The sequence below is a fragment of the Burkholderia sp. Bp9012 genome (assembly GCF_003853825.1).
Lineage (GTDB): Bacteria > Pseudomonadota > Gammaproteobacteria > Burkholderiales > Burkholderiaceae > Burkholderia > Burkholderia diffusa.
Window position 1 is genome coordinate 38334 of record NZ_QTQA01000008.1, and the last position, 22341, is coordinate 60674.

The following is a 22341-nucleotide window of genomic DNA, read 5'->3' on the forward strand; positions in this document are numbered from 1 at the left end:
GTCGCCTCCGTCACCATGCGATCGCGTACAGCGAGCCGAATGCGTTGTCGAGCGCCCGGCGCACCGCCGGCGAGTGCTGGTAGATCGCGATGAACTTGCGGATGCGCGCGTCGTTCGCGCTCTCCGGCCGCACGACCCACTGGATCGCGAAGTTCTTGTTCTCGGTGCCGTCGAACAACAGCGCGCTGTTCGGGTCGGTCGTGCCGGCGAGCTTGATGAAGCTCGGGTAGCCCTGCGCGAGGTCGACGTCGTCGAGCGAGCGCGCGAGCTGCGACGCTTCCAGCGGGATGATCTTCAGGTGCTTCGGGTTGGACACGATGTCGTGCGTCGTCGCGCGGTAGTCGGCGCCCGGCTTCAGCGTGATGAGGCCCGCGCGCTGCAGCAGCAACAGCCCGCGCCCGCCGTTCACCGGATCGTTCGCGATCGCGACGCGCGCGCCGTCCTTCAGCTCGTCGAAGCGCTTCACCTTCTTCGAATAGAGGCCGATCTTCATGATCGTGCCGGGCGCGATCGAGATGAAGTTGTAGCCGCCCTGCTTCTTCGCGTTCTCGAGAAACGGGATGTGCTGGAAGTAGTTGACGTCGATGTCCTTGTTCGCGAGTGCCGCGTTCGGCGTATTCCAGTCGGTGAATTCGACGATCTTCACGTCCAGGCCCTGCTCCTTCGCCTCCTTGGCGGCAATCTTCAGCGCCTCGATCTGCGGGCTCGTCGAGATGCCGACCTTCAGCGGCGCGGAGTCGGCGCGCGCGCCGTTCAGCAGCGCGACACCGAGCAGCGCGGCCGCCAGCAGGCGGACCAGGCTGGCCACACGGCCGGCGGAAAAGCGGGCGGAAAAAACGGGATGCAGCATGGAAACCACTCTCCTGTCCAAAGACGGTATCGACGGATGAGCGGCGCCGCGGCGAACGCGCGGGCGTTCTCCGGACAGTCGTCGTCGCATCGGAAAAAGATCAGCCGATGATAGAGAGCGGCGGGAGGGCGGTCTACGAAGCGATTGTGCGAAGAAAATCGCGTGCGGCGATATGGCGGGCGGCGGACATGGCCGGCTGCCCGGGCCGCCGCCAGGCCGAAATTTCGGCCTGCCCGCCGCGCCGATTCCGAAATCTCGGCCATCCCGCCTGGCAAACCCTTTCCGCAGACGAAACAAATCCCTTATGAATCAATGCATTGAAAATATTCCGGCAGACCGGAATCCTGGCACGGGGGTTGCGTAATAGACGGCACACGATGCCGCGAAGCGATGCAGGCATTCCAAACATCAGGAGACACGTCTTGCAGACCTCTATCCATACCCCGTCCCAACCCGAGCCGATTGCCGCAGCCGGTCCCGCCACGCGCGAGCGCTTCTGGCCGGAAGGCTGGTGGAAGCTGATGGAAATCCGTATCGGCATCATCCCGCTGCCGGTCTACGTGATCCTGTTCGGGCTGATCGTCGGCTTCGCGGTGACGGGCAAGGTGCCCGGCGAGATCTCGATGGCGATCGCCGTGCTCGCATTCTTCGGCTTCACCTGCGCGGAACTCGGCAAGCGCCTGCCGCTCTTGCGCAACATCGGCGCGGCCGCGATCTTCGCGACCTTCGTGCCGTCGGCGCTCACCTACTACCACGTGCTGCCGAAGCCGGTGCTGAACCTCACCGTCGAGTTCACGAAGTCGACGAACTTCCTGTACCTGTTCATCGCGTCGATCATCGTCGGCAGCATCCTGAGCATGGACCGGCGCGTGCTGATCCAGGGCTTCGTGAAGATCTTCATTCCGCTCGCCGCCGGTTCGGTCGCGGCCGCGATCGTCGGCACGGCGGTCGGCACCGCGCTCGGCCTCGGCGCGCGCCACACGCTCCTGTACATCGTCGTGCCGATCATGGCCGGCGGCGTCGGCGAAGGCGCGATTCCGCTGTCGATCGGCTATTCGGAACTGATGCACCTGCCGCAGGGCGAGATGTTCGCGATGGTGCTGCCGCCGGTGATGCTCGGCAGCCTGACCGCGATCATCCTGTCGGGCGCGCTCGACATGCTCGGCAAGCGCCTGCCGCACCTGACCGGCAACGGCCGCCTGCAGGTCGGCGAATCGGGCGACATGACGCCCGAGAACGAGGAAATCCGCGGCCACGTCGACGTCACGCACATCGCGGGCGCCGGCATCACGGCGATCACGCTGTACCTCGTCGGCCTGATGGCGCACAAGCTGTTCGGCCTGCCCGCGCCGGTCGCGATGCTGTTCCTCGCGGTGCTGGTGAAGCTCGCGCGCGCGGTGTCGCCGCCGCTGCAGGAAGGCGCGTTCGTCGTCTACAAGTTCTTCTCGACCGCCGTCACGTATCCGCTGCTGTTCGCGATCGGCGTCGCGATGACGCCGTGGGACAAGCTGACCGCCGCCTTCACGATCGTCAACGTCGTCACGATCGTGTCGACCGTCGCGACGCTGATGGGCACGGGTTTCGTGGTCGGCCGCCTGCTGAAGATGTACCCTATCGACACCGCAATCGTGAACGCCTGCCACAGCGGGCAAGGCGGCACCGGCGACGTCGCGATCCTGACCGCCGCGAACCGGATGCAGTTGATGCCGTTCGCGCAGATCGCGACGCGCATCGGCGGCGCGATCGTCGTCACGGTGACGCTGATCCTGGTCGCGCACTTCGGATGACGCGCCGCTGCGCGCACCGTCGCGCAGGCTGCTTCGCACGCGCCGCCGCCGGCCTTGCCGGTGCGCGGCGCGCGTCGTTCGGGGCGTCGCTCCGGGCGGCCGGTCGCGGACGGCCGGTTGCGGACGACCGGTTGCGGGCTTCGATGAGGGCGAACGTGCAGAAGAGCTTCAAGGGAATCCCGTGGTGGGGCTGGGCGTCGGCCGCCGTGTTGTATGTCGGCGTGGCGGGCGCGGCCGTCGATTTCGCGTGGGAACGCGCGATCGACGCGCTCGAGGAAACCGGCGCGCATCGGCTCGACCTGTATGCATCGAGCCTGAAGAGCGAACTCGGCCGCTTCGAGATCCTGCCCGGCCTGGTCGCCCGTCAGGACGGCGTGCGCGCGCTGCTGCGGGCCGCGCCGCGAGACCGGCCCGCGCTCACGCACACCGTGAACACGTATCTCGAAGCCGTGAACCGCGACGCGGGCAGCGGTGCCGTCGACGTGATCGACTTGCAGGGCGAAGTGATCGCCGCCAGCAACTGGAACGAGACGATCAGCTTCGTCGGTACCAACGTGTCGTACCGGCCGTACTTCAAGGATGCCCTGGCACACGGCAGCGGCCGCTTCTTCGGAATCGGCACCAACACCGGCGTGCCCGGCGTCTACTTCGCGAGCGCGGTGCGCGACGACGGCGTGCCGATCGGCGCGACGGCCGTGAAGATCAGCGTCGACCCGCTCGAGTCCGCGTGGCGCGCGCCGGGCGTCGCCGCGATGGTGGTCGACGGCAACGGCGTGGTCGTGATCTCGACCGAGCCGGCGTGGAAGTTCACCGCGCTGCGTCCGATCACCGCGCAGCAGCAGCGCGACATCCAGGCGTCGCGGCAATACGCGGGGCGCACGGTCGACGTGCTGCCGTACCGCCACATCGGCGACCGCAGCGCCGCCGCCTGGTTCGGCACGTTCCCCGATCCGCGTCACACCGGCCGCAGCACACGCTATCTCGTGATGTCGCGGCCCGCGCCGCAGGCCGGCGATTCGCTGATGGTGCTGCTCGACATCGCCGGCGCGCGGCGCCAGCAGCAGACCGCGTTCGTGTTCGTCACCGGCGCGTTCCTGATCGCCGCGCTGCTGGTCGGCTACGCGATCCAGCGCCGCCGGGCGATCGTCGCGCGGTTGAACGCGCAGGACGCGCTGCGCCGCGCGAACGACCAGCTCGAACTGACCGTCGCGCAGCGCACGGCCGCGCTGACGGCCGCGAACGAGCGGATGCAGCGCGAGATCGTGGAACGCGAACGCACCGAGCAGCGGCTGCGCGATTCGCAGCAGGAAGTCGTGCACGCCGGCAAGCTCGCGGTGCTCGGGCAGATGGCCGCCGGCCTCACGCACGAGCTGAACCAGCCGCTCGTCGCGATCCGCACGCTGTGCGACAACGCGCGCACGTTCTTCGAGCGCGGCCAGCCGGCACCGGCGTACGCCAATCTCGAACGGGTTGGCAAGCTGGTCGACAGCATGGCCGTGCTCACCGGCGAGCTGAAGACCTTCGCGCGCAAGCCCGACGTCGAGCGTGTCGCCGTGTCGCTGAACGAAGCCGTCGCGCACGCGCGGCTCATCTACGATGCGCGGATCCGCGACGAAGGCGTGCAGCTCGAGGTGAACATCGCGCCTGGCACGACGGTGTCCGCGGAGTCGAGCCAGTTGCAGCAGGTGATCGTGAACCTGCTCGGCAACGCGCTTGACGCGGTGCATGACGCGCCCGTGCGGCGCATCGTGATCGAAGCCGCCAAAGCCGACGATGCGGACGATGCGGACGAAGGCGGCCGCGTGCGCTTCACGGTCGCCGACAGCGGCGCCGGCATCGCGCCCGAGGTGCTGCCGCACCTGTTCGAGCCGTTCGTCACCACCAAGCCGCGCGGCCAGGGCCTCGGCCTCGGCCTCGCGATCACGTCGCGCATCGTCGAGGCGTTCGGCGCGAAGATCGCCGCGACGAACCGCGACGCCGGCGGCGCGCAGTTCACCATCGAATTCGCGGCGGTCACGCCGCAACAAAGGACAGAGCATGGAAGATGAGATTCGCGTGCTGGTCGTCGAGGACGATGAAAACGTCCGGATCGGCGTCGAGCAGGCCGTCGCGCTCGCCGGGTTCCCGGTCGACGCATTCGCGTCGGCGGCCGACGCACTCGCGCACGTCGCGCCCGGCGCACCCGTCGTGATCGTGTCGGACGTGCGGATGCCGGGCATCGACGGGCTGCAGCTGCTCGAACGCGTGATGGCCGTCGATACGCAGATTCCGGTCGTGCTGATCAGCGGCCACGCCGACATTTCGACGGCCGTCGGCGCGATGCACGACGGCGCATACGACTTCATCGAGAAGCCGTTCTCGTCGGACGTGATCGCCGGCCGCGTCGCGCGCGCGGTCGAGAAGCGCAGGCTCACGCTCGAGGTGCAGGGGCTGCGCGCGGCGCTCAACAACTGGCAGGGCATCGAGGCGTTCGTGCTCGGCAAGTCGCCCGCGATGGCCGACGTGCGCAAGAAGATCCTGCGCCTCGCCGATACGTCGGTGTCGGTGCTGATCACCGGCGAGACAGGCACCGGCAAGGAGCTGATCGCGCGCAGCCTGCACGACTTCGGCGGCCGGCGCGATGCGCATTTCGTTGCGCTGAATTGCGGCGGCCTGCCCGAGCAGGTGTTCGAGAGCGAGTTGTTCGGCCACGAGGCCGGCGCGTTCACCGGCGCGATCAAGAAGCGCATCGGCAAGATCGAATGGGCGCACGGCGGCACGCTGTTCCTCGACGAGATCGAGACGATGCCGATCCAGCTGCAGATCAAGATGCTGCGCGTGCTGCAGGAGCGCGTGGTCGAGCGGCTCGGCGCGAACGAACTGATTCCGGTCGATTGCCGCGTCGTCGCCGCGTCGAAGGCCGATCTCGCCGAACTCGCGGCCGACGGGCGCTTCCGCGCGGACTTGCTGTATCGGCTCAACGTCGCACAGATCGAGCTGCCGCCGCTGCGCGAGCGGCGCGAGGACGTGCCGCTGCTGTTCGAGCATTTCGTGCTCGCGGCCGCGCGGCGCTTCGGGCAGCCGGCGCCGGTCGTCACCGCTGCGCAGGTGTCCGAACTGATGACGCACGCGTGGCCCGGCAACGTGCGAGAACTGCAGAACGTGGCCGACCGCTTCGTGCTCGGGCTGACCGGCGACAGCCTGCTGTCGTCCGGCGGCGAACCGGCGGCAGGCGGCACGCTTGCCGAGCAGATGGCGTATTTCGAGCGGATGCTGATCGAGGACGCGCTGCAGCGTCACCACGGCAACGTGGCGGACGCAAGCGTCGCGCTCGGCATGCCGAAGAAGACGCTTTATCACAAGCTGCGCAACCTGCGGATTCCCGCGCGCGGCGACGCGGCTGCCGACGGCGGCGAGTGACGCGAACGAGGATACGCACACCGGCATGGATCGCATCGACATCACCGAACACGGCCGCCTCATTGGCCAAACCCGCGGCCACCTGATCCGCGGCGTCACGCGCGCGCAGAAGACCTTCCGCCCGAGCGACTGGCCCGAACGGCTCGCGGGCGTCATCACGCTGTTCGTCGGCGAGCGGCGGCCCGGCTATCCCTGCGCGCTGTCGCGACTCGCGATGCCGATCGTCGACGGCGGCGTCAAATGCCTGTTCGTGTCGGACGAATTGCGCGACGTATGCGCCGACGCGTTCGACTTCGCGATGCAGTTCGCCGCCGACAACGATCTTCCCGTCGAGCTTCAGACCGCGCCCGCGCTGGCGGTGCGGTAACGCGCGGGCCGCATTCGGCGGCCCTTCCCCCCGCTTTTCCCCGTTCCGATGCGCGCGTGCGCAGGCGTCGGCACGTGCTTTCAGCCGCGCAATCAATCGTCATACGATTAAAAGATCCGACACATCCCCACGCTGCGACAAGGGTTTTCAGCCCAGCCATCAATAAAATTGATCGTGACGATGAAAATTATGCGTTTTCCTTGCAGCTTGCCGTGAGGCATAGTTGCGACGTGATGACGCACCCATTGAGTTTTCAGTCATGAACATGCGAATCGAGCCGTCGGTGCTCGCGAACCCCGACCTGCAATTTGCGACGCTTTCGTCGGGCATCAGCCTGCCGTATGTCGAGCGGGGGAGCGGCGCGCCGATGGTGTTCGTCCACGGATCGTTGTGCGACTACCGTTACTGGGATCCGCAACTCGCGTCGCTGTCGGCCCACTACCGCTGCATCGCGCCGAGCCTCAGCCACTACTGGCCGGCCGTCGAAGCGGGCATCCAGGATGACTTCAACTGGCAGAACCACGTCGACGAACTCGCCGAATTCATCGACGCACTCGACCTCGGTCCCGTGCATCTCGTCGGCCACTCGCGAGGCGGCAGCGTCGCGTTCAACGTCGCCCGCCAGCATCCGCAGCTCGTCGACACACTCACGCTCGCCGACCCGGGCGGCCCGCTGCAGCAGCCGGGCGTGCGCGAAGCCGCGCTGCCGGCCGCCGCGATCGCACTGCGCACGAAGGCCGTGAACCTGATCGGGCAAGGCGAAGTCGAAGCCGGCCTCGAGATGTTCGTCGATTCGGTCAGCCTGCCCGGCGCATGGAAGAAGAGCACGTCGCGCTTTCGCACGATGGCGATCGACAACGCGAGTACGCTGCCGAAGCAGCTTCAGGATCCGCTGCCCGCGTATTCGCAGCACACGGCGTCGGACATCGCGTGCCGCACGCTGCTGATCGACGGCCAGCGCAGCCCGAAGATGTTCCGCAACAACGTCGACACGCTGTCGCAGTGGATCGGCGCTGCGCAACGGCAGACCGTCGCCGGTGCGTCGCACGGGATGAACGCGGCCAGCCCCGCGGTGTTCAACCGTTACGTGCACGAGTTCGTCGCCGCGTAACGCTCGTGGGCGGCATGCGCGCCGCCCGCGGCTCCCCTTTCTCATTCGAAGCGATGCGATGCGGACTGCCTGCATCGCATCGCTTCGTCCGCCTCGGCGTCACATGATCGGTTCGGGCTTGCGCGTCACCGCATCAGGCAACCCGAACACGCTGTCGAACGACCAGTTGTACGCGAACGTGAAGATCGGAAAAAACACGATCAGCACCGCGTCGTACAGGAACGCCTGCAGCAGCGACACGTCGAGCCACCACGCGATCAGCGGGATCAGGAACGTCACCAGCGCGACCTGAAAACCGATCGCATGCACGACGCGCCGCGCGACGGTGCGCGTCGTTTCCGCACGCCGCCGCTCCCACGCCTCGAATCCCAGGTTGTACAGAAAATTGACGATGACGCCCGTCGTCGAGATCATCACGCCGAGCAGGCCGCTCGTCGGCGCGCTCGCGCCGCTCAGCATGCCGAGCACCGACGACGCGACGAGGATGCCGAGCACCTCGAACATCACGACGTAGACTATGCGTCTCTTCCATCCTTGCATGACCCACCACCTTCCTGTCGAACGAGGTGGCGAGACTACAGCGGGCACTTCGCCCGCAAAAGTCAGGTCCTTTCAATTTTTCTGACAGGAGGCCGCCGATGCTGACCAGCGACCATATCGACATGCTGCTGACGATCATCGACAAGGGCTCGTTCTCGGCGGCCGCGCGCGCGCTCGGCCGCACGCCGTCGGCGGTCAGCATGGCGATCGCGAACCTCGAGGCCGAGCTGGACCTCGTGCTGTTCGACCGCGGCACGCGCGAGCCGACGCCGACGGCCGCGATGGCCGCGCTGCTGCCCGATGCGCGGTCGATCGCCGAACGGTTGCAGGCATTGCGCGCGCATGCGCAGCATCTGTCGGAAGGCGTCGAGGACACGCTGCGGCTCGGCCTCGCGGCGGAGCTCGACGGCGCGCCCGTTGCGCGCGCACTCACCGCCGTCGCCGCAAAATATCCGGCGCTCGCGATCAGCATCGTCACCGCGCCGCAGGACGCGATCGTCGACGCATTGCATCGCGGCGCGGTCGATCTCTGCGTCGCGTACGGCGGGCTCGATCTTCATCCGCAGGAACAGATCCACGCGCTGTGGACCGAAACGCTGATCGCCGTCGCCGCGCCCGGTCATCCGACGATCGCCGAAGCCGCGCATCCCGAGGCGATCGAGCGGCTGTCGGGATTCCGGCAGATCGTGATTGCGGACCCGGATCGGCCGCTCACCGACGTGCGCCCCGTGATCGGCAACCGCACGTGGAAGGTGACGGACATGGCCACCGCGATCGCGCTCGTGAAGGCCGGGCACGGCTGGGCGAACCTGCCCGACTCGGTGATCGGCCGGTATGTCGCCGACGGCGAACTGGCGCCGCTCGTGTTCGCGAACATCCGCAACGGGCTGCGGCTGCCCGTGTACCTGCGCCGGCCGAAGCACACGGGGCTCGGCAAGGCGGCCAGCGAACTGGTGCGGGCGCTGCGGGCTGAAGACAGTCGCAGCTGAACGGTGCGGCGAATCATCGCCGCACCGTGGGTCAACGCGCGGCGGCTCGACCGTTAGTTGCAATCAACGCATCGTCGTTGCCCCGTTGATCGACCGATCCGCGTCGCCGCGGATCGTTTTTTTCGATCGTCGACCAAACACCGGTTTCGGTGACGCATGGCGAACCGCCACGCGCACCGACGCCTCAACGCACGGCGACTTCCTGCTTGGCCGTCGCCGCATCGCCGACCGCCGTCGGCGCCGCGCCCCACCCGCCGCCGAGCGCGCGGATCAGGTTGACGGTCGACACGGCCTGCGCACCGGTCAGCTGGTTCGCCTGCAATTGCGACTGCAACACCGACCGCTCGCTGTCGATCACGTCGAGATACGCGACCTCGCCTTCCTGATACTGCGTACGCGACAGTGTCGCCGCACGACGCGACGCATTGACGGCCGCATCCTGCGCGCGAATCTGGTCGTCGAGCAGACGCAGATCGGCGAGATTGTCCTCGACCTCGCGGAACGCGACGAGCACCTGCTGCCGGTAGTTCGCGACCTGCTCGTCATACTGCGCGCGCGCCTGCTGCACGCCGGCCGCACGGCGCCCGCCGTCGAACAGCGGCAGCGTCAGCGCGGTGCCGGCGAACGGCCCGAGCAGGAACGTGCGGCTCGACCACAGGAACAGGTTGCCGAGCGTCGACGCTTCATAGCCGAACGCGCCCGTGATATCGAGCTTCGGGAAATACGCCGACTTCGCGAGACCGATCCGCGCGTTCGCGGCCGCCATCGCGCGTTCCGCAGCCGACACGTCCGGGCGGCGTTCGAGCAGCGCGGACGGCAGGCCCGCGGGGACCTTCACCGCGACCGGCACGATCGGCGTCTCCTTGAACGCGAAGTCCGCGGGCGCCTTGCCGAGCAGGATCGCGAGCGCATGCTCGGACGCCGCGCGCCGGCGCGCGACGCCGACCGCATCGGCCTGCGCGCTCGCCAGTTCGTTCTTCGCGCGCGACACGTCGAGCTCGCTGATGTCGCCTTCGTTGAAGCGGCGCTGCACGAGCTTCAGCGCCTGGTCGCGCAGTTCGACCGTGCGGCGGTACAGGTCCTGATCCGCGTCGAGCTGGCGCAGTTCGAAGTAGTTCTGCGCGACGTCCGCCTGCAGCGCGAGCTGCACCGAACGGAACAGCGCTTCGCTCTGCGCCTGGTCGGCACGCGACGCCTCGACGTTGCGGCTCACGCGGCCGAACAGGTCGGCCTCGTACGACACCGTGCCTTGCGCGCGCCACAGCGTCGCGTTGGTCGGGCCCGTGCCCTGCGGCTGGAACTGCGACGCCGACGACAGTCCTTCCCGCGTCGGCCCGAACCCGGCGCCGACCTGCGGGAACCACTGCGAGCGCGCGGTGCGGGTCGCCGCGCGCGCTTCCTCGACTCGCGCCGCCGCGGCCTTCAGGTTCTGGTTCGCGGCGAGCGCCTGCGACTCGAGCGAGTCGAGCACCGGATCGCCGAACACCTTCCACCATTCGCCGCGATGCTCGCCGTCCGCCGGTTCGGCGGTCTTCCACGTGCCGGCCTGTTCGCCGGCCGCGAGCGTCGGCGCTTCCTTGAACGCCGCGGGCGTCGACACGTCCGGGCGCTTGTAGTCGGGCCCCACCGCGCACGCGGCGAGCAGCGTCGCGAGCAGGGTGCTCGCGGCCGCCACCTTCGCGAAGCGCATCAGGCCATTCGTGTTGTGCATGTTGTCCATCTTGTTTTCCTCAAGCATCCGATGCCGGCACGCCCGGGGCCGTCACGCCGTAACCGGCCGAGTCCTTGCCCGCGACGTGGATCTTGCCGCCCGCGAGCGTACGCAGCACGACGTAGAACACCGGCGTCAGCATCAGCCCGAACAGCGTCACGCCGAGCATCCCGAAGAACACCGCGACACCCATCGCATGCCGCATCTCGGAGCCCGCGCCCGTCGACATGACGAGTGGCACGACGCCCATGATGAACGCGATCGACGTCATCAGGATCGGGCGCAGCCGCAGCCGGCTGGCCTCGATCGCGGCCTCGAGCGGCGTCCTGCCGTCATGCTCCAGTTCGCGTGCGAATTCGACGATCAGGATCGCGTTCTTCGCCGACAACCCCACCAGCACCATCAAGCCGATCTGCGTGAAGATGTTGTTGTCGCCCTGCGTGAGCCACACGCCCGTCAGCGCCGACAGAATGCTCATCGGCACGATCAGGATCACCGCGAGCGGCAGCGTCAGGCTTTCATACAGTGCGGCGAGCACGAGGAACACGAGCAGCACGCTGATCGGGAACACATACATCGCTGAATCGCCAGCAAGAATCTGCTGGTACGTGAGGTCGGTCCATTCGAACCGCACGCCACGCGGCAGCGTTTCATGCGCGATGCGCTCGATCGCGGCCTGCGCCTGACCCGACGAGAAGCCCGGCGCCGGGCCGCCGTTGATGTCGGCCGCCGTGTAGCCGTTGTAGCGCACGACCATTTCCGGACCGAACGTCGGCGTCACCGTGACGAGCGACGACAGCGGCACCATCTCGCCACGGTCGTTGCGCGTCTTCAGCTGCAGGATGTCGTCCGCGCGCTGGCGGAACGGCGCATCGGCCTGCACGCGTACCTGGTACACACGCCCGAAGCGGTTGAAGTCGTTCACGTACAGCGAGCCGAGATACACCTGCATCGTGTTGAACACGTCGGTGACCGGCACGCCGAGCTGCTTCGCCTTCACGCGATCGAGGTCGACGTTGAGCTGCGGCACGTTGATCTGGTAGCTCGTGAACAGCGGGCCGAGTTCCGGCGCCTGCTGCGCGCGCTTGATGAAGTCGTTGGTCGCATCCGACAGCTTCGCGTAGCCGACCGCGCCGCGATCCTCGATCTGCATCTTGAACCCGCCGAGCGTGCCGAGGCCGAGCACCGGCGGCGGCGGGAACACCGCGACGAACGAGTCCTTGATCGCACCGTACTGCTGGTTCAGCGCACCCGCGATCGCACCGGCCGACAGCGCCTTGCCGTGCCGCTCCGAGAACGGCTTCAGCGTGACGAACACGATGCCCGCGCTCGAGCTGTTCGTGAAGCCGTTCACCGACAGCCCCGGGAACGCGACCGCGCTCTCGACGCCCGGCTGCTTCAGCGCGATCGAGCCCATGTCGCGGATCACCTTCTCGGTGCGATCGAGCGACGCGCCGTTCGGCAGCTGCGCGAACGCGATCAGGTATTCCTTGTCCTGCGCGGGCACGAAGCCGCCCGGCACGATCTTCGACACGAGCACGGTCGCGCCCACCAGCACGAGGTATACGCCGAGCATCAGCGTCTTGCGCGACAGCACGCCGCGCACGCCACGGCCGTAGTTCTCCGCGCCGCGATGGAACACCTTGTTGAAGCGCTTGAAGAAGCCGCCGAGCACGCGGTTCATCACGCGCGTGAGCCAGTCCTCCTTGTCCCCATGGCCCTTCAGCAGGATCGCGGACAGCGCCGGCGACAGCGTCAGCGAGTTGAACGCCGAGATCACCGTCGAGATCGCGATCGTCATCGCGAACTGCTTGTAGAACTGGCCGGTCAGGCCCGACATGAACGCGAGCGGCACGAACACGGCGACGAGCGTCAGCGCGATCGCGATGATCGGCCCGCTCACTTCCTGCATCGCCTTGTAGGTCGCCTGCCGCGCGTTCATCCCGCTTTCGATGTTGCGCTCGACGTTCTCGACGACCACGATCGCATCGTCGACCACGATACCGATCGCGAGCACCATCCCGAACAGCGACAGCGCGTTGATCGAATAACCGAAACCAAGCAGCAGCGAGAACGTGCCGATGATCGACACCGGCACCGCGATCAGCGGAATGAGCGATGCGCGCCAGGTCTGCAGGAACACGATCACGACGAGCACGACCAGCGCGATCGCTTCGAGCAGCGTGTGCACCACGGCCTTGATCGACGAGCGCACGAACTGCGTCGGGTCATAGACGATCTTGTAGTCGACGCCGGCCGGCATGTCCTGCTTCAGCTCGGCCATCGTCTTGCGCACTTCGTCGGAGATCTGCAGCGAGTTCGCGCCCGGCGACTGGTTGATCGCCATCGCGACGGCCGGCTTGTTGTCGAGCAGCGAGCGAAGCCCGTACTCGGACGCATCCAGTTCGATGCGTGCAATATCGCGCAGATGCGTGACGCCGCCGTCCGGCGTCGTCTTCACGACGATGTCGCCGAACTCGTCTTCCGTCTGCAGACGGCCGCGCGCGTTCACCGACAGCTGCAGCGGCGTGCCGGGCAGCGACGGCGACGCGCCGATCACGCCGGCCGCGACCTGCACGTTCTGCTCGCGGATCGCCTGCACGACGTCCTCGGCGGACAGCCCGCGCTGCGCGACCTTCTGCGGATCGAGCCACACGCGCATCGCATAGTCGCCCGAGCCCCACAGCTGCACCTGACCGACGCCCTGGATCCGCGACAGGCGATCCTTCACGTTGATCAGCGCGTAGTTGCGCAGGTAGGTCATGTCGTAGCGGTTGTCCGGCGAGATCAGGTGGACCACCATCGTCAGCGTCGGCGAGCTCTTCACCGTCGTGATGCCGAGCCGCTGCACGTCTTCCGGCAGGCGCGGCAGCGCCTGGTTCACGCGGTTCTGCACGAGCTGCGTGGCCTTGTCCGGATCGGTGCCCAGCTTGAACGTGACGGTGATCGTCATGTTGCCGTCGCTGTTCGCCTGCGACTGCATGTAGAGCATGTCCTCGACGCCGTTGATCTGCTCCTCGAGCGGCGACGCGACCGTCTCGGCGATCACTTTCGGGTTGGCGCCGGGGTACTGCGCCTTCACGATCACGGAAGGCGGCACGACTTCCGGATATTCCGAAATCGGCAGCAGGAACATCGCGATCACCCCGCCGAGCAGGATGATCACCGATAGGACTCCTGCAAAGATCGGCCGGTCGATAAAGAATTTGGAAATGTTCATGTGTGGCTCTGTCTGGTTGAACGCGGAAACCGTAGCGGCGGGCCGCTTACGATTCCGCCTTCGCCGGTGCGGCCGGCTTCGCGTTATCCGCGAGCGGCGCGGACGGCGCATCGCCGCCCGTCATCGGGACCATGTGCGGTTTCACCTGCTCGCCCGGCCGCACGCGCTGCGTACCGTTCACGATCACGCGGTCGCCGGCGGACAGGCCGCTCACGATCACGCGCCGGTTGCCGTGCTGCAGGCCCTGCTGCACTTCGCGATACGACACGCGGCCCTGCTGGTCGACGACGAACACGAACTTCTTGTCCTGGTCGGTGTTGATCGCCGCGTCGTCGACGAGCAGTGCCTGGTGCGGCGCGCTGCCGCCCACCTTCACGCGTGCGTAGAGGCCCGGGACGAGCGCGCCGTCCGCGTTGTCGAAACGCGCGCGCACGCGGATCGTGCCGGACGACGTGTCGAGCCGGTTGTCGACCGAGTCGATCTCGCCGCTGCGCGAGTAGCCGGTTTCATTCGCGAGGCCGAGCTCGACCGGCACCTTGCGGCCGTTACGCGCGCCGTTGATGTATTGCAGGTAGGTCTGCTCGTCCGCGTCGAACGATGCGTAGATCGGCGACACCGACACCAGCGTCGTCAGCGGCGCGGCCGATGCACCGGCCGACACGACGTTGCCGAGCGTGATTTCCGCGCGCGACACGCGGCCCGACACAGGTGCGGTGATGCGCGTATAGCCAAGGTTGATGCGCGCCGTTTCCAGCGCGGCTTCGGCGGCCTTCAGGTTCGCGCTCGCCTCGCGCGCGGCGTTCTGCTTCTCGTCGTAGTCGCGCTTCGCGATCGCGTTGTCGCCGATCAGCCGCTGCGCGCGCTGCCAGTCGCTCTGCGCGTAGCCGTTGCGGGCCTGCGCTGCGGCGAGCTGCGCGGCCGCGCGGTCGGTTTCGGCCTGATACGGGCGCGGGTCGATCACGAACAGCACGTCGCCCTTCTTCACGAGCGCGCCGTCCTTGAAGTTCACCGCGACGATCGTGCCCGACACCTGCGGGCGCACGTCGACTTTCTCGACCGCCTCGAGGCGGCCCGAATAGCTTTGCCAATCAGTGACGGTCTGCGGCACGACGGTCGCGACGTCGACTTCCGGCAGCGGCGCCGCCGCTTTCTCGGGTGCGTTCGCGTTCACGCGCATCGCGCCGAACGTGCCGAGGCCGACGACGGCGAGCGTCACGATCGCCGCTGTCGCGATTCGGGAACGGGAGGTGCGTAGGATGGCCATGTGGATCTCCAATAAGCGTGGATTGGTGTGGTTATTCGGAACGATTCGGCTGGCGCGCCTGGAAGCGGCACTGGAAGAAGCGCACTGCTTCCTCGAGCGCGGCTTCGTGCATCGCGAGCGCCGCGTGCGTGACGTCCGGGTAGCGGATCACCTGCGTGAGCACGCCCGATGAAATCAGGCAGCCCGCATATTTCTCCGCTTCGACGTGCAGCACGTCGTTCTGCGCGGTGACGACGAGCGTAGGCGGCAGGCCCGCGAGGCGCACCGATTCGAGCGGTGCCGCGTACGGGTGCATGCGCTGCGCCGCCTGCGGCAGATAGGCGCGATAACAGGCCGCGCATTCGCGCGCGGTGATGTCCGACGAAAGGCGTTCGGCGTCGCCGATGCGCGTCATGCTCGGGTCGAGCATCGGCCCGAACAGCGCCTGCGCGGCGATCGACACTTCACCGCGATCGCGCGCGATGAACGCGAGGCAGTTCGCGAGCTGGCCGCCCGCGTCGTGCCCCGCGACGCCGATCTTCTTCGGATTGCCGCCGAACGCGCGGGCGCGCGTCGCGGCCCATACGGCGGCGCGATACGCATCCTCCGGCGCGGCCGGAAAAGGAAAGGCCGGCGCGAGCGAATAATCGACCGACACTACGAGAGCTGGTAAGCGTTCTGCTAAAAAGCGCGCGGCGAAGTCGGCGTCGTCGAGCGTGCCGCGCACGAAACCGCCGCCGTGGAAATAAAGCACTACTGGCAGCCCGGTCTTGTCCGGGCGGCGGTAGAGGCGCAGAACGATGTCCTGCGCGTAGCCGGGGATTTCCACCTCAGCGACCGTCAATGCCGCGCCGGCTCTGGCTTCGGCAGGCAATGCGGCTTTCAGGAATTTGCTGAATTCAGAAGCGTCCATGACGATGCAGCATCCATTTCGAGATGGAACGAATTCTGGGTCCGGCAGACATCGGGATAAATGCCTATAATCCGGCAACACAATTCAACACCCCCGAACAATCCCAGGCTGCTCCGCCTACAAAGCGGCGCAGCCTTGTTGTTCCGGCGGCAAATTAGATTGCGGAGGTTGTGATGGACCGGCTTCAGGCCATGCAGGTGTTTACGCGCGTCGTCGATACGAGCAGCTTCACCAAGGCAGCAGAAACGCTCAGCCTGCCGCGGGCGTCCGTCACGACGATCATCCAGAATCTCGAAGCATTCCTCGGCGTGCGCCTGATGCACCGGACCACGCGCCGGCTGTCGCTGACGCCCGACGGCGCCGCATACTACGAACGCTGCGTGCGGATCCTCGCCGATGTCGAGGAAACCGAAGCGAGCTTCCAGAACAACAACCGGAAGCCGCACGGAAAGTTGCGTATCGACATGCCGGGCTCGATCGGGCGGCTGCTCGTGATCCCGTCGCTGTGCGAATTCCACACGCGCTATCCGGACATCGACCTGCAGCTCGGCCTGTCCGACCGACCGGTCGACCTGCTGCAGGAAGGCGTCGACTGCGTGATCCGCGTCGGTGCGCTGCAGGACTCGTCGCTCGTCGCGCGCCGCGTCGGCCTGTTCGAATGCGTGTCGGTGGCGTCGCCCGCGTATCTCGAGAAGCACGGCGAGCCGCAAGCGATCGAGGACCTGAGCGACCACAGGGCCGTCAACTACTTCTCGAGCCGCACGGGCCGCACGATCGACTGGACCTTCCTCACGGACGGCAAGGAAGTCGAGGTCAAGATGAACTCGATCGTGTCGGTCAACGACGCCGATGCGTACGTGACCTGCGGGCTCGAAGGCTTCGGCCTGATCCAGCCGCCGTTGTTCATGGTGCTGCCGCACCTGCGCGACGGCCGGCTCAAGGAAGTGCTGCCCGGCCTGAAACCGCTGCCGATGCCGATCTCGGTCGTGTATCCGCACAGCCGGCACCTGTCGCCGAAGGTGCGCGTGTTCGTCGACTGGATCGCCGAAGTGTTCGACCGCTGCCCGCTGCTGAGCGGCAAGGGCAGCCTCGACGCGACGTGCAGCAAGCGCACGTTCGAGGAAGCCGAGCGTGCACCGGCGCTCGACACGCCGGTCATCAACGAGTGGGTCGCGTAATCGCCTGAACCGCGGCGCGCGGGCTGTCCGGCCCGCGCGCCGTCCCGCCTTCGTGCCGCCTTCGTGCCGCTTCGGTGTCACCTTCGTGCCACCTTCCTCGCCGCGCACCTCGCCTTTTCCGAATCCGCATCAGACCTTTGCGCCGCGTGCGGCAATCGTCCGCGCACGCCATCGCGCGAGCGGCGGCATACCGCCGCGAGGCCCGCTGCAGGCGGCTGCGGGCGATTTCGACGTCACCCTGACGACATTGCGAATCGCGATTGTTCCTCGAACACGACAAATCAATTCGCGTCTGCCGCATTTATCGCGTCCGAACAGATACCTAGAGTAAACCCTGTCGCGCACCCCGATGCGCATCGAACAGCCCCGTTTGACGGGGCCGGAGCGAGCGCTCAGGCGCCAACTCCGACCAACACAGGAGTTACGTCATGAACCGCCGCCATCTTCTCTCCGCCGTTGCCCTCGCACTCGCCGTGTCCGCACCGGCCTTCGCCGATACGAACACCCCGCACGCCGGCGACTACGGCAACACGTCGTGGTACACGCAGCACAACAACGGCCCGCGCACGCGCGCCGAAGTCAGCGCCGAAGTCGTGCAGGCTCGCCGCGACGGCACGCTGGCCTGGCTGCGCAAGGCGAATTCGTATCCGCAAGGGCTCGAACTCGCGGAAGGCCCGTATCGCTCGATGCCGGAAAGCAACCAGCTCGCAGGCGGGGGCCGCTAAACGTCGGTCAACGTGCAACGCCGCGCAGCGGATGATCCGCCGCGCGGCGTCGCGATACCGCCGTCGAACACTCGATTAGTCAGTTAGTTGCAGGAGTCTGTGATGAACGATCAACTTCCTTCGCCGCTCGATCATTGGGACGACACCACGCCGGTGTGGACGCCGTTCCGTTCCACGCCGCAATCGCATTGACCGTCGCGCCGACGTCCCGTCGACAGCGTCCGGCCGTCAACGGCGCGGCACACCGTCGCGCCATTCGCCCCAGTGCGTAACGATGTCCTGCACGAGCGGGTTGCCGGCGCGATACAGGTTTTCGGTCGCCGGCGCGAAGCCGCCCTGGTCCGCGTAGTTCAGCAGGTTGTCCGCGCTCGTCTGCCCCGCATACGGCCGGTCGAAATCGGAGCCCGTGCGCAGCACCGCGACGCGCGACAGGTCGACCCGCTTCACGCTCGCCGCGCGTTTGAGCGCTTCATACGTCGCGTTGTCTTCCTGCGCGGTCATACAGTAGGTGCCCTTGCCGTCGGTGAGGATCTTCGTCCACTGACGCGCGCGCTCGCCGATCAGCGTGCCCGAGAACCACGTATTGCCCGATGAGGTGTCGCACTGGATCACCGTCGGCGGCCGGTTCGCCGGCGCATACGTGAACTTCGCGCGCGCGGCCTGGGCCTGCGCGCTGTCGGCAAGCACGACGTTGCGCGACAGCGCATAGGCGGCGTCCGTCAGCTGCGGGTTGAGCTGGAATACTTCGGTGCGGTAGTCGAGCGGCGGCTTGTCGTTCGGGCTCTTGGTATTGATGCCGAGAAAGCCGGTGTTCCAGCCGGCCGGAATCTCGCGCGCATCGAGCTCCCACTGCAGGCTGAAGTCGACCAGATATCTCGACCATGCGGCGGAACCGACCGTGCCTTGCGCGGGGTCGACGCCCGCGATGCCCGACACGAGGAAATACGTGCGGCGCAGGTCGAAGCGCTGCGAGAACGTGAGCGCCATGATCGTCGCGGAGGCGTTCGCATAGCCCATGCCGGTCGTCACCACGCACACGTCCTGCTTGTTGCAGTGAACGGCCGGATAGTCGGGCGACAGGCCGGGCACGGTGATGTCGCGCCACGGGCCGAGCCGGTCAAGCCATGCCTGGCCTTCCGGACCGAACATCGTGATGATCATGACCTTGACCGGGCGGCCCTGTGCACCGGTCTCGGCGAATGCAGCGTTGCCCGCGTCGTTGCCCTGGTTGTCCTGCGCGATCGACGGCGCGGTCGCACAGGCGGCAAGCGAGAATGCAGCGGCGGAAAGGATGGAGCGAGTCAGCATCGGCGTTCCTTGTTTCGGGGATGTTGGGTGAGAACGGCTCTCGGAGACTGCGCGAGGGAGTATAGAACGCGCATGCGCGAGGAGGAACCCGGCTACGAAACGGGCTGCGGTGTTTGGTCACGCGGTTCTTGCGCGCGTGGTTCGAACGATATCCGACAAAAAATCAGGAATGCCATTCGATTGAGCGACGCGACATTGCCGCTACCGATCATGACGGACGACGGCACCCGATTCGCTAAAGCTAAACGCGCAGCATCCCCGCGACGCCGTAACCGAGCACGACCAGCGCCGCCAGCACATGGCTCGCCACGAGCCATCGCGGCGACTTCACGATGCGCCCGATCGCGCTGCCGCCGAACGCGAACACGAGTTGTCCGACGAGACTGCCGGCAAACACGCACATGGCGCCGAGCAGCCAGTGCCGATGCGCGCCGGCCGCGGCAGTGGCATAGCCATAGAACAGCAGGATGGTCAGCGGATTCGCGAGCGTGACGAGGAACATCGACGTGAACGGGCGCGTGCCCGGCGGCGGGGCGGCGCCATCCAGCGTGCGGCGCCGATCCTTCAACGCCTGCCACAGCATGCGTGCGCCCATTGCGAGCAACACGAGCGCGCCGACGACGCGAAACAGCGGCAGGTACGACGCGAGCGTGCTCGCGAGCAACGCCCCGATCGTGAACGCGACGAGCGCATAGCAGCCGTCGGCCGACGCCACGCCGACCGCCGCGCGAACACCGCTCGCGATGCCGGCGCGCATCCCGTGGTTCGCGATCATCAGCGCGACGGGCCCGACCGACAGCGCGATCGTCAGCCCGAACAGGAAATCGTTCATCGGTCGTCGATGCCTTCGAGGGAAGGTCTCGATTCTAGCGACCGAAAGCGATCCGCAGTCAGGAAACGCGTCAGGCGACGTCGACGCGCGCGGGGCCGTCCACCATCTCGCCGATCACCGCCGCGCGGTCGAAACCGTCGGCGCGGAAGCACGCGAGCACGTCGTCGACCGCGTCCGGCGCGCACGCGACCAGCAGGCCGCCGGACGTCTGCGGGTCGGTCAGCAGCGCCTGCGCGACCGGCGGCAGCCCGTCGGCGAGCCGCACGTCGGCGCCATACGCGGCCCAGTTGCGGCCCGATGCGCCGGTGAACACGCCGTCGGCGACGAACGCCTCGACGCCCGCCAGCCACGGCAGCGACGCGTAATGCACGCGCGCGGTGAGGTGCGCGCCGCGCGCCAGTTCGAGTGTGTGGCCGAGCAGCCCGAAGCCCGTGACGTCGGTCAGCGCATGCACGCCCGGCAGCGCGGCGAGTTCGGTGCCCGGCCGGTTCAGCTTGGTGGTCGTCGCAACCATCTGTGCGTAGCCCGCGTCGTCGAGCTGGTTCTTCTTCAGCGCGGCCGACAGCACGCCGACGCCGAGCGGCTTGCCGAGCACGAGCACGTCGCCCGCGCGCGCGGCCGCGTTGCGCTTCACGCGCGACGGATGCACGACACCGATCGCCGCGAGCCCGTAGATCGGCTCGACCGAATCGATCGAGTGGCCGCCCGCGACCGGAATACCGGCATCCGCGCACACCGATTCGCCGCCGCGCAGCACGGCTGCGATCGTCTCGTGCGGCAGCACGTTGATCGGCATCCCGACCAGCGCGAGCGCGAGAATCGGCTTGCCGCCCATCGCGTAGACGTCGGACAGCGCGTTGGTGGCCGCGATGCGGCCGAAGTCGAACGGGTCGTCGACGATCGGCATGAAGAAGTCCGTGGTCGCGACGATCGCCTGTTCGTCGTTCAGCCGGTAGACGGCTGCGTCGTCGGAGGTTTCGGTGCCGACCAGCAGGTCCGGGAACAGCGCTGGCGGCGTGGCCCGCTTCAGCAGTTCGGACAGCACGCCCGGCGCGATCTTGCAGCCGCAGCCGCCGCCGTGGGACAGGCTCGTGAGGCGCGGAACAGCGGGCGGGGTGAGGGTGGCTTCGGTCATCGTCGGCATCCGGTGAATAACAACGCTCCATTATCGACAATTCCGCGCGAGCGCGCCGGATACCCACATAATTGACGGCGCTTGCCGCTCCCCTCCCGTCCGCACCTTCGCTCATGGATCACCTGTTCATCGGCCTCGTGCTGTGCTCCGCGTTGCTGCACGCGATCTGGAATGCCTTCCTCCACGTCAGCGAAGACCGGCTCGTCCAGCTCGGCACGATGTCGCTGCCATATCTCGCGTTCGGCATCGCAGGCGCCGTGCTGCTGCCCGCGCCGGCGCCCGCCGCCTGGCCGTATGTCGCGGCGTCGGCGGTGCTCGAGGTCGCGTACTGCTTCACGCTGGCGCGTGCGTACCGCAACGGCGAGTTCGGGCAGATCTATCCGATCGCGCGCGGGATCTCGCCGCTGCTCGTGTCGGTGCTGGCGCTCGCGATGCTGCACGAGCGGCCGACGCCGTTCGGCTTCGCGGGCATCGCGCTCGTGTCATTCGGCATCATGTCGCTCGCGCTGCGGCGCGGCTTCCGGTTCTCCGGCGAAGGCGTGCCGTACGCGCTGCTCACGGGCGTGTTCATCGCCGCGTATTCGATCTGCGACGGGATCGGCTCGCGCGTGTCCGGCAGCGCGCTCGGCTACATCGCATGGGTGTACCTGCTGTGGAGCGTGCCGCAGCTCGTGCTCGTCTGCGTGCTGCGCGGCGGCCCGCGCGCGGTGCTCGGCTCGCGCACCGCGCTCACGCAGGGCGCGATCGCCGGCACGATCTCGCTCGCCGCGTATGCGATCGTGATCCTCGCGTACCGGCACCTGCCGGTCGCGACGGTGTCGGCGCTGCGCGAGACGAGCTCGATCTTCGCGGTCGCGATCGGCTGGTTCGTGATGCGCGAGCGGCCAGGCGCGCAGCGGCTCGCCGCGTGCGTGCTGGTGGTCGCGGGCGCGGCGTTGATTCGGCTTTGACGTGCGGAAACGACGGGCCGGTACGGCGGAGACACTCATTGGCCAATCTGCCGACGCCCCGCCCCGCAACACGCGCATGCCGC

The 22341-nt window shown here is 67.5% G+C and carries 18 protein-coding genes; 9 read left to right on the plus strand and 9 right to left on the minus strand.

The window, feature by feature from the left end; all coding sequences use genetic code 11:
• Window positions 1-10: 10 nt before the first annotated feature.
• Window positions 11-850 carry a MetQ/NlpA family ABC transporter substrate-binding protein gene (locus tag DIE11_RS12645; protein WP_124624222.1) on the minus strand — a complete coding sequence of 280 codons (840 nt, stop codon included), beginning with the start codon at window positions 848-850 and terminating at the stop codon, window positions 11-13.
• A 422-nt stretch (window positions 851-1272) separates the two neighbouring features.
• Between DIE11_RS12645 and DIE11_RS12650 the strand changes: the two genes are divergently transcribed.
• The 5 genes from DIE11_RS12650 (at window position 1273) to DIE11_RS12670 (ending at window position 7514) form a co-directional block, all read left to right on the plus strand.
• Window positions 1273-2637 carry a 2-hydroxycarboxylate transporter family protein gene (locus tag DIE11_RS12650; RefSeq protein WP_124624225.1) on the plus strand — a complete coding sequence of 455 codons (1365 nt, stop codon included), beginning with the start codon at window positions 1273-1275 and terminating at the stop codon, window positions 2635-2637.
• Between the two features lie 143 nt (window positions 2638-2780).
• Complete coding sequence (locus tag DIE11_RS12655) at window positions 2781-4685, plus strand: ATP-binding protein (protein WP_124624228.1); 1905 nt, start codon at window positions 2781-2783, stop codon at window positions 4683-4685.
• Complete coding sequence (locus DIE11_RS12660; RefSeq protein ID WP_124624231.1) at window positions 4675-6036, plus strand: sigma-54 dependent transcriptional regulator; 1362 nt, start codon at window positions 4675-4677, stop codon at window positions 6034-6036. The genes DIE11_RS12655 and DIE11_RS12660 overlap by 11 nt, the downstream gene beginning before the upstream one ends.
• Before the next feature lie 25 nt (window positions 6037-6061).
• Window positions 6062-6403 (plus strand): DUF3579 domain-containing protein, encoded by a 342-nt coding sequence (locus DIE11_RS12665; RefSeq protein ID WP_059599091.1) that lies wholly within the window; start codon window positions 6062-6064, stop codon window positions 6401-6403.
• A gap of 259 nt (window positions 6404-6662) precedes the next feature.
• Complete coding sequence (locus DIE11_RS12670; RefSeq protein WP_124624235.1) at window positions 6663-7514, plus strand: alpha/beta fold hydrolase; 852 nt, start codon at window positions 6663-6665, stop codon at window positions 7512-7514.
• Between the two features lie 99 nt (window positions 7515-7613).
• Here DIE11_RS12670 and DIE11_RS12675 read toward each other — a convergent pair whose 3' ends face one another.
• Window positions 7614-8054, minus strand: coding sequence for a PACE efflux transporter (locus DIE11_RS12675; protein WP_124624238.1), 441 nt, complete (start codon window positions 8052-8054; stop codon window positions 7614-7616).
• Window positions 8055-8152: 98 nt separating this feature from the next.
• Between DIE11_RS12675 and DIE11_RS12680 the strand changes: the two genes are divergently transcribed.
• Window positions 8153-9043: a LysR family transcriptional regulator gene (locus DIE11_RS12680; protein ID WP_124624241.1), complete on the plus strand. Its 891-nt coding sequence runs from the start codon at window positions 8153-8155 to the stop codon at window positions 9041-9043.
• Between the two features lie 184 nt (window positions 9044-9227).
• Here the strand turns inward: DIE11_RS12680 and opcM are convergent, their stop codons facing one another.
• Genes opcM through DIE11_RS12700 form a run of 4 tightly spaced genes read right to left on the minus strand, consistent with a single transcriptional unit; the run spans window position 9228 to window position 16130 of the window.
• The gene (gene opcM, locus DIE11_RS12685) at window positions 9228-10763 is read right to left on the minus strand and encodes a multidrug efflux transporter outer membrane subunit OpcM (RefSeq protein WP_124624244.1); all 1536 of its coding nucleotides are present in this window, start codon (window positions 10761-10763) and stop codon (window positions 9228-9230) included.
• Window positions 10764-10773: 10 nt separating this feature from the next.
• On the minus strand, window positions 10774-13974 hold the full coding sequence (ceoB, locus tag DIE11_RS12690) for a multidrug efflux RND transporter permease subunit CeoB (RefSeq protein ID WP_124624247.1): 3201 nt from the start codon (window positions 13972-13974) through the stop codon (window positions 10774-10776).
• Window positions 13975-14020: 46 nt separating this feature from the next.
• Window positions 14021-15238, minus strand: a complete 1218-nt coding sequence (gene ceoA, locus DIE11_RS12695) for a multidrug efflux RND transporter periplasmic adaptor subunit CeoA (RefSeq protein ID WP_059528484.1) — start codon at window positions 15236-15238, stop codon at window positions 14021-14023.
• Between the two features lie 31 nt (window positions 15239-15269).
• Window positions 15270-16130: an alpha/beta hydrolase gene (locus DIE11_RS12700; protein ID WP_059599086.1), complete on the minus strand. Its 861-nt coding sequence runs from the start codon at window positions 16128-16130 to the stop codon at window positions 15270-15272.
• A gap of 173 nt (window positions 16131-16303) precedes the next feature.
• Between DIE11_RS12700 and ceoR the strand changes: the two genes are divergently transcribed.
• On the plus strand, window positions 16304-17308 hold the full coding sequence (ceoR, locus tag DIE11_RS12705; RefSeq protein ID WP_124624250.1) for a putative multidrug efflux transcriptional regulator CeoR: 1005 nt from the start codon (window positions 16304-16306) through the stop codon (window positions 17306-17308).
• 428 nt (window positions 17309-17736) lie between these two features.
• Entirely contained in the window at window positions 17737-18033 is a 297-nt protein-coding gene (locus DIE11_RS12710) for a DUF4148 domain-containing protein (RefSeq protein ID WP_124624253.1), read from the plus strand.
• Between the two features lie 228 nt (window positions 18034-18261).
• Here DIE11_RS12710 and DIE11_RS12715 read toward each other — a convergent pair whose 3' ends face one another.
• The 3 genes from DIE11_RS12715 to selD all read right to left on the minus strand — a co-directional run bounded on the left by DIE11_RS12715 (window position 18262) and on the right by selD (window position 21308).
• Window positions 18262-19341, minus strand: coding sequence for a purine nucleoside permease (locus tag DIE11_RS12715; protein WP_124624255.1), 1080 nt, complete (start codon window positions 19339-19341; stop codon window positions 18262-18264).
• Window positions 19342-19582: 241 nt separating this feature from the next.
• Window positions 19583-20173 (minus strand): LysE family translocator, encoded by a 591-nt coding sequence (locus DIE11_RS12720; protein ID WP_124624258.1) that lies wholly within the window; start codon window positions 20171-20173, stop codon window positions 19583-19585.
• Between the two features lie 70 nt (window positions 20174-20243).
• A complete protein-coding gene (selD, locus tag DIE11_RS12725; RefSeq protein WP_082728817.1) occupies window positions 20244-21308 on the minus strand; it encodes a selenide, water dikinase SelD in 1065 nt (354 codons plus the stop codon).
• Window positions 21309-21421: 113 nt separating this feature from the next.
• Between selD and DIE11_RS12730 the strand changes: the two genes are divergently transcribed.
• Window positions 21422-22258, plus strand: a complete 837-nt coding sequence (locus DIE11_RS12730; protein WP_124624261.1) for a DMT family transporter — start codon at window positions 21422-21424, stop codon at window positions 22256-22258.
• Window positions 22259-22341: the final 83 nt, after the last annotated feature.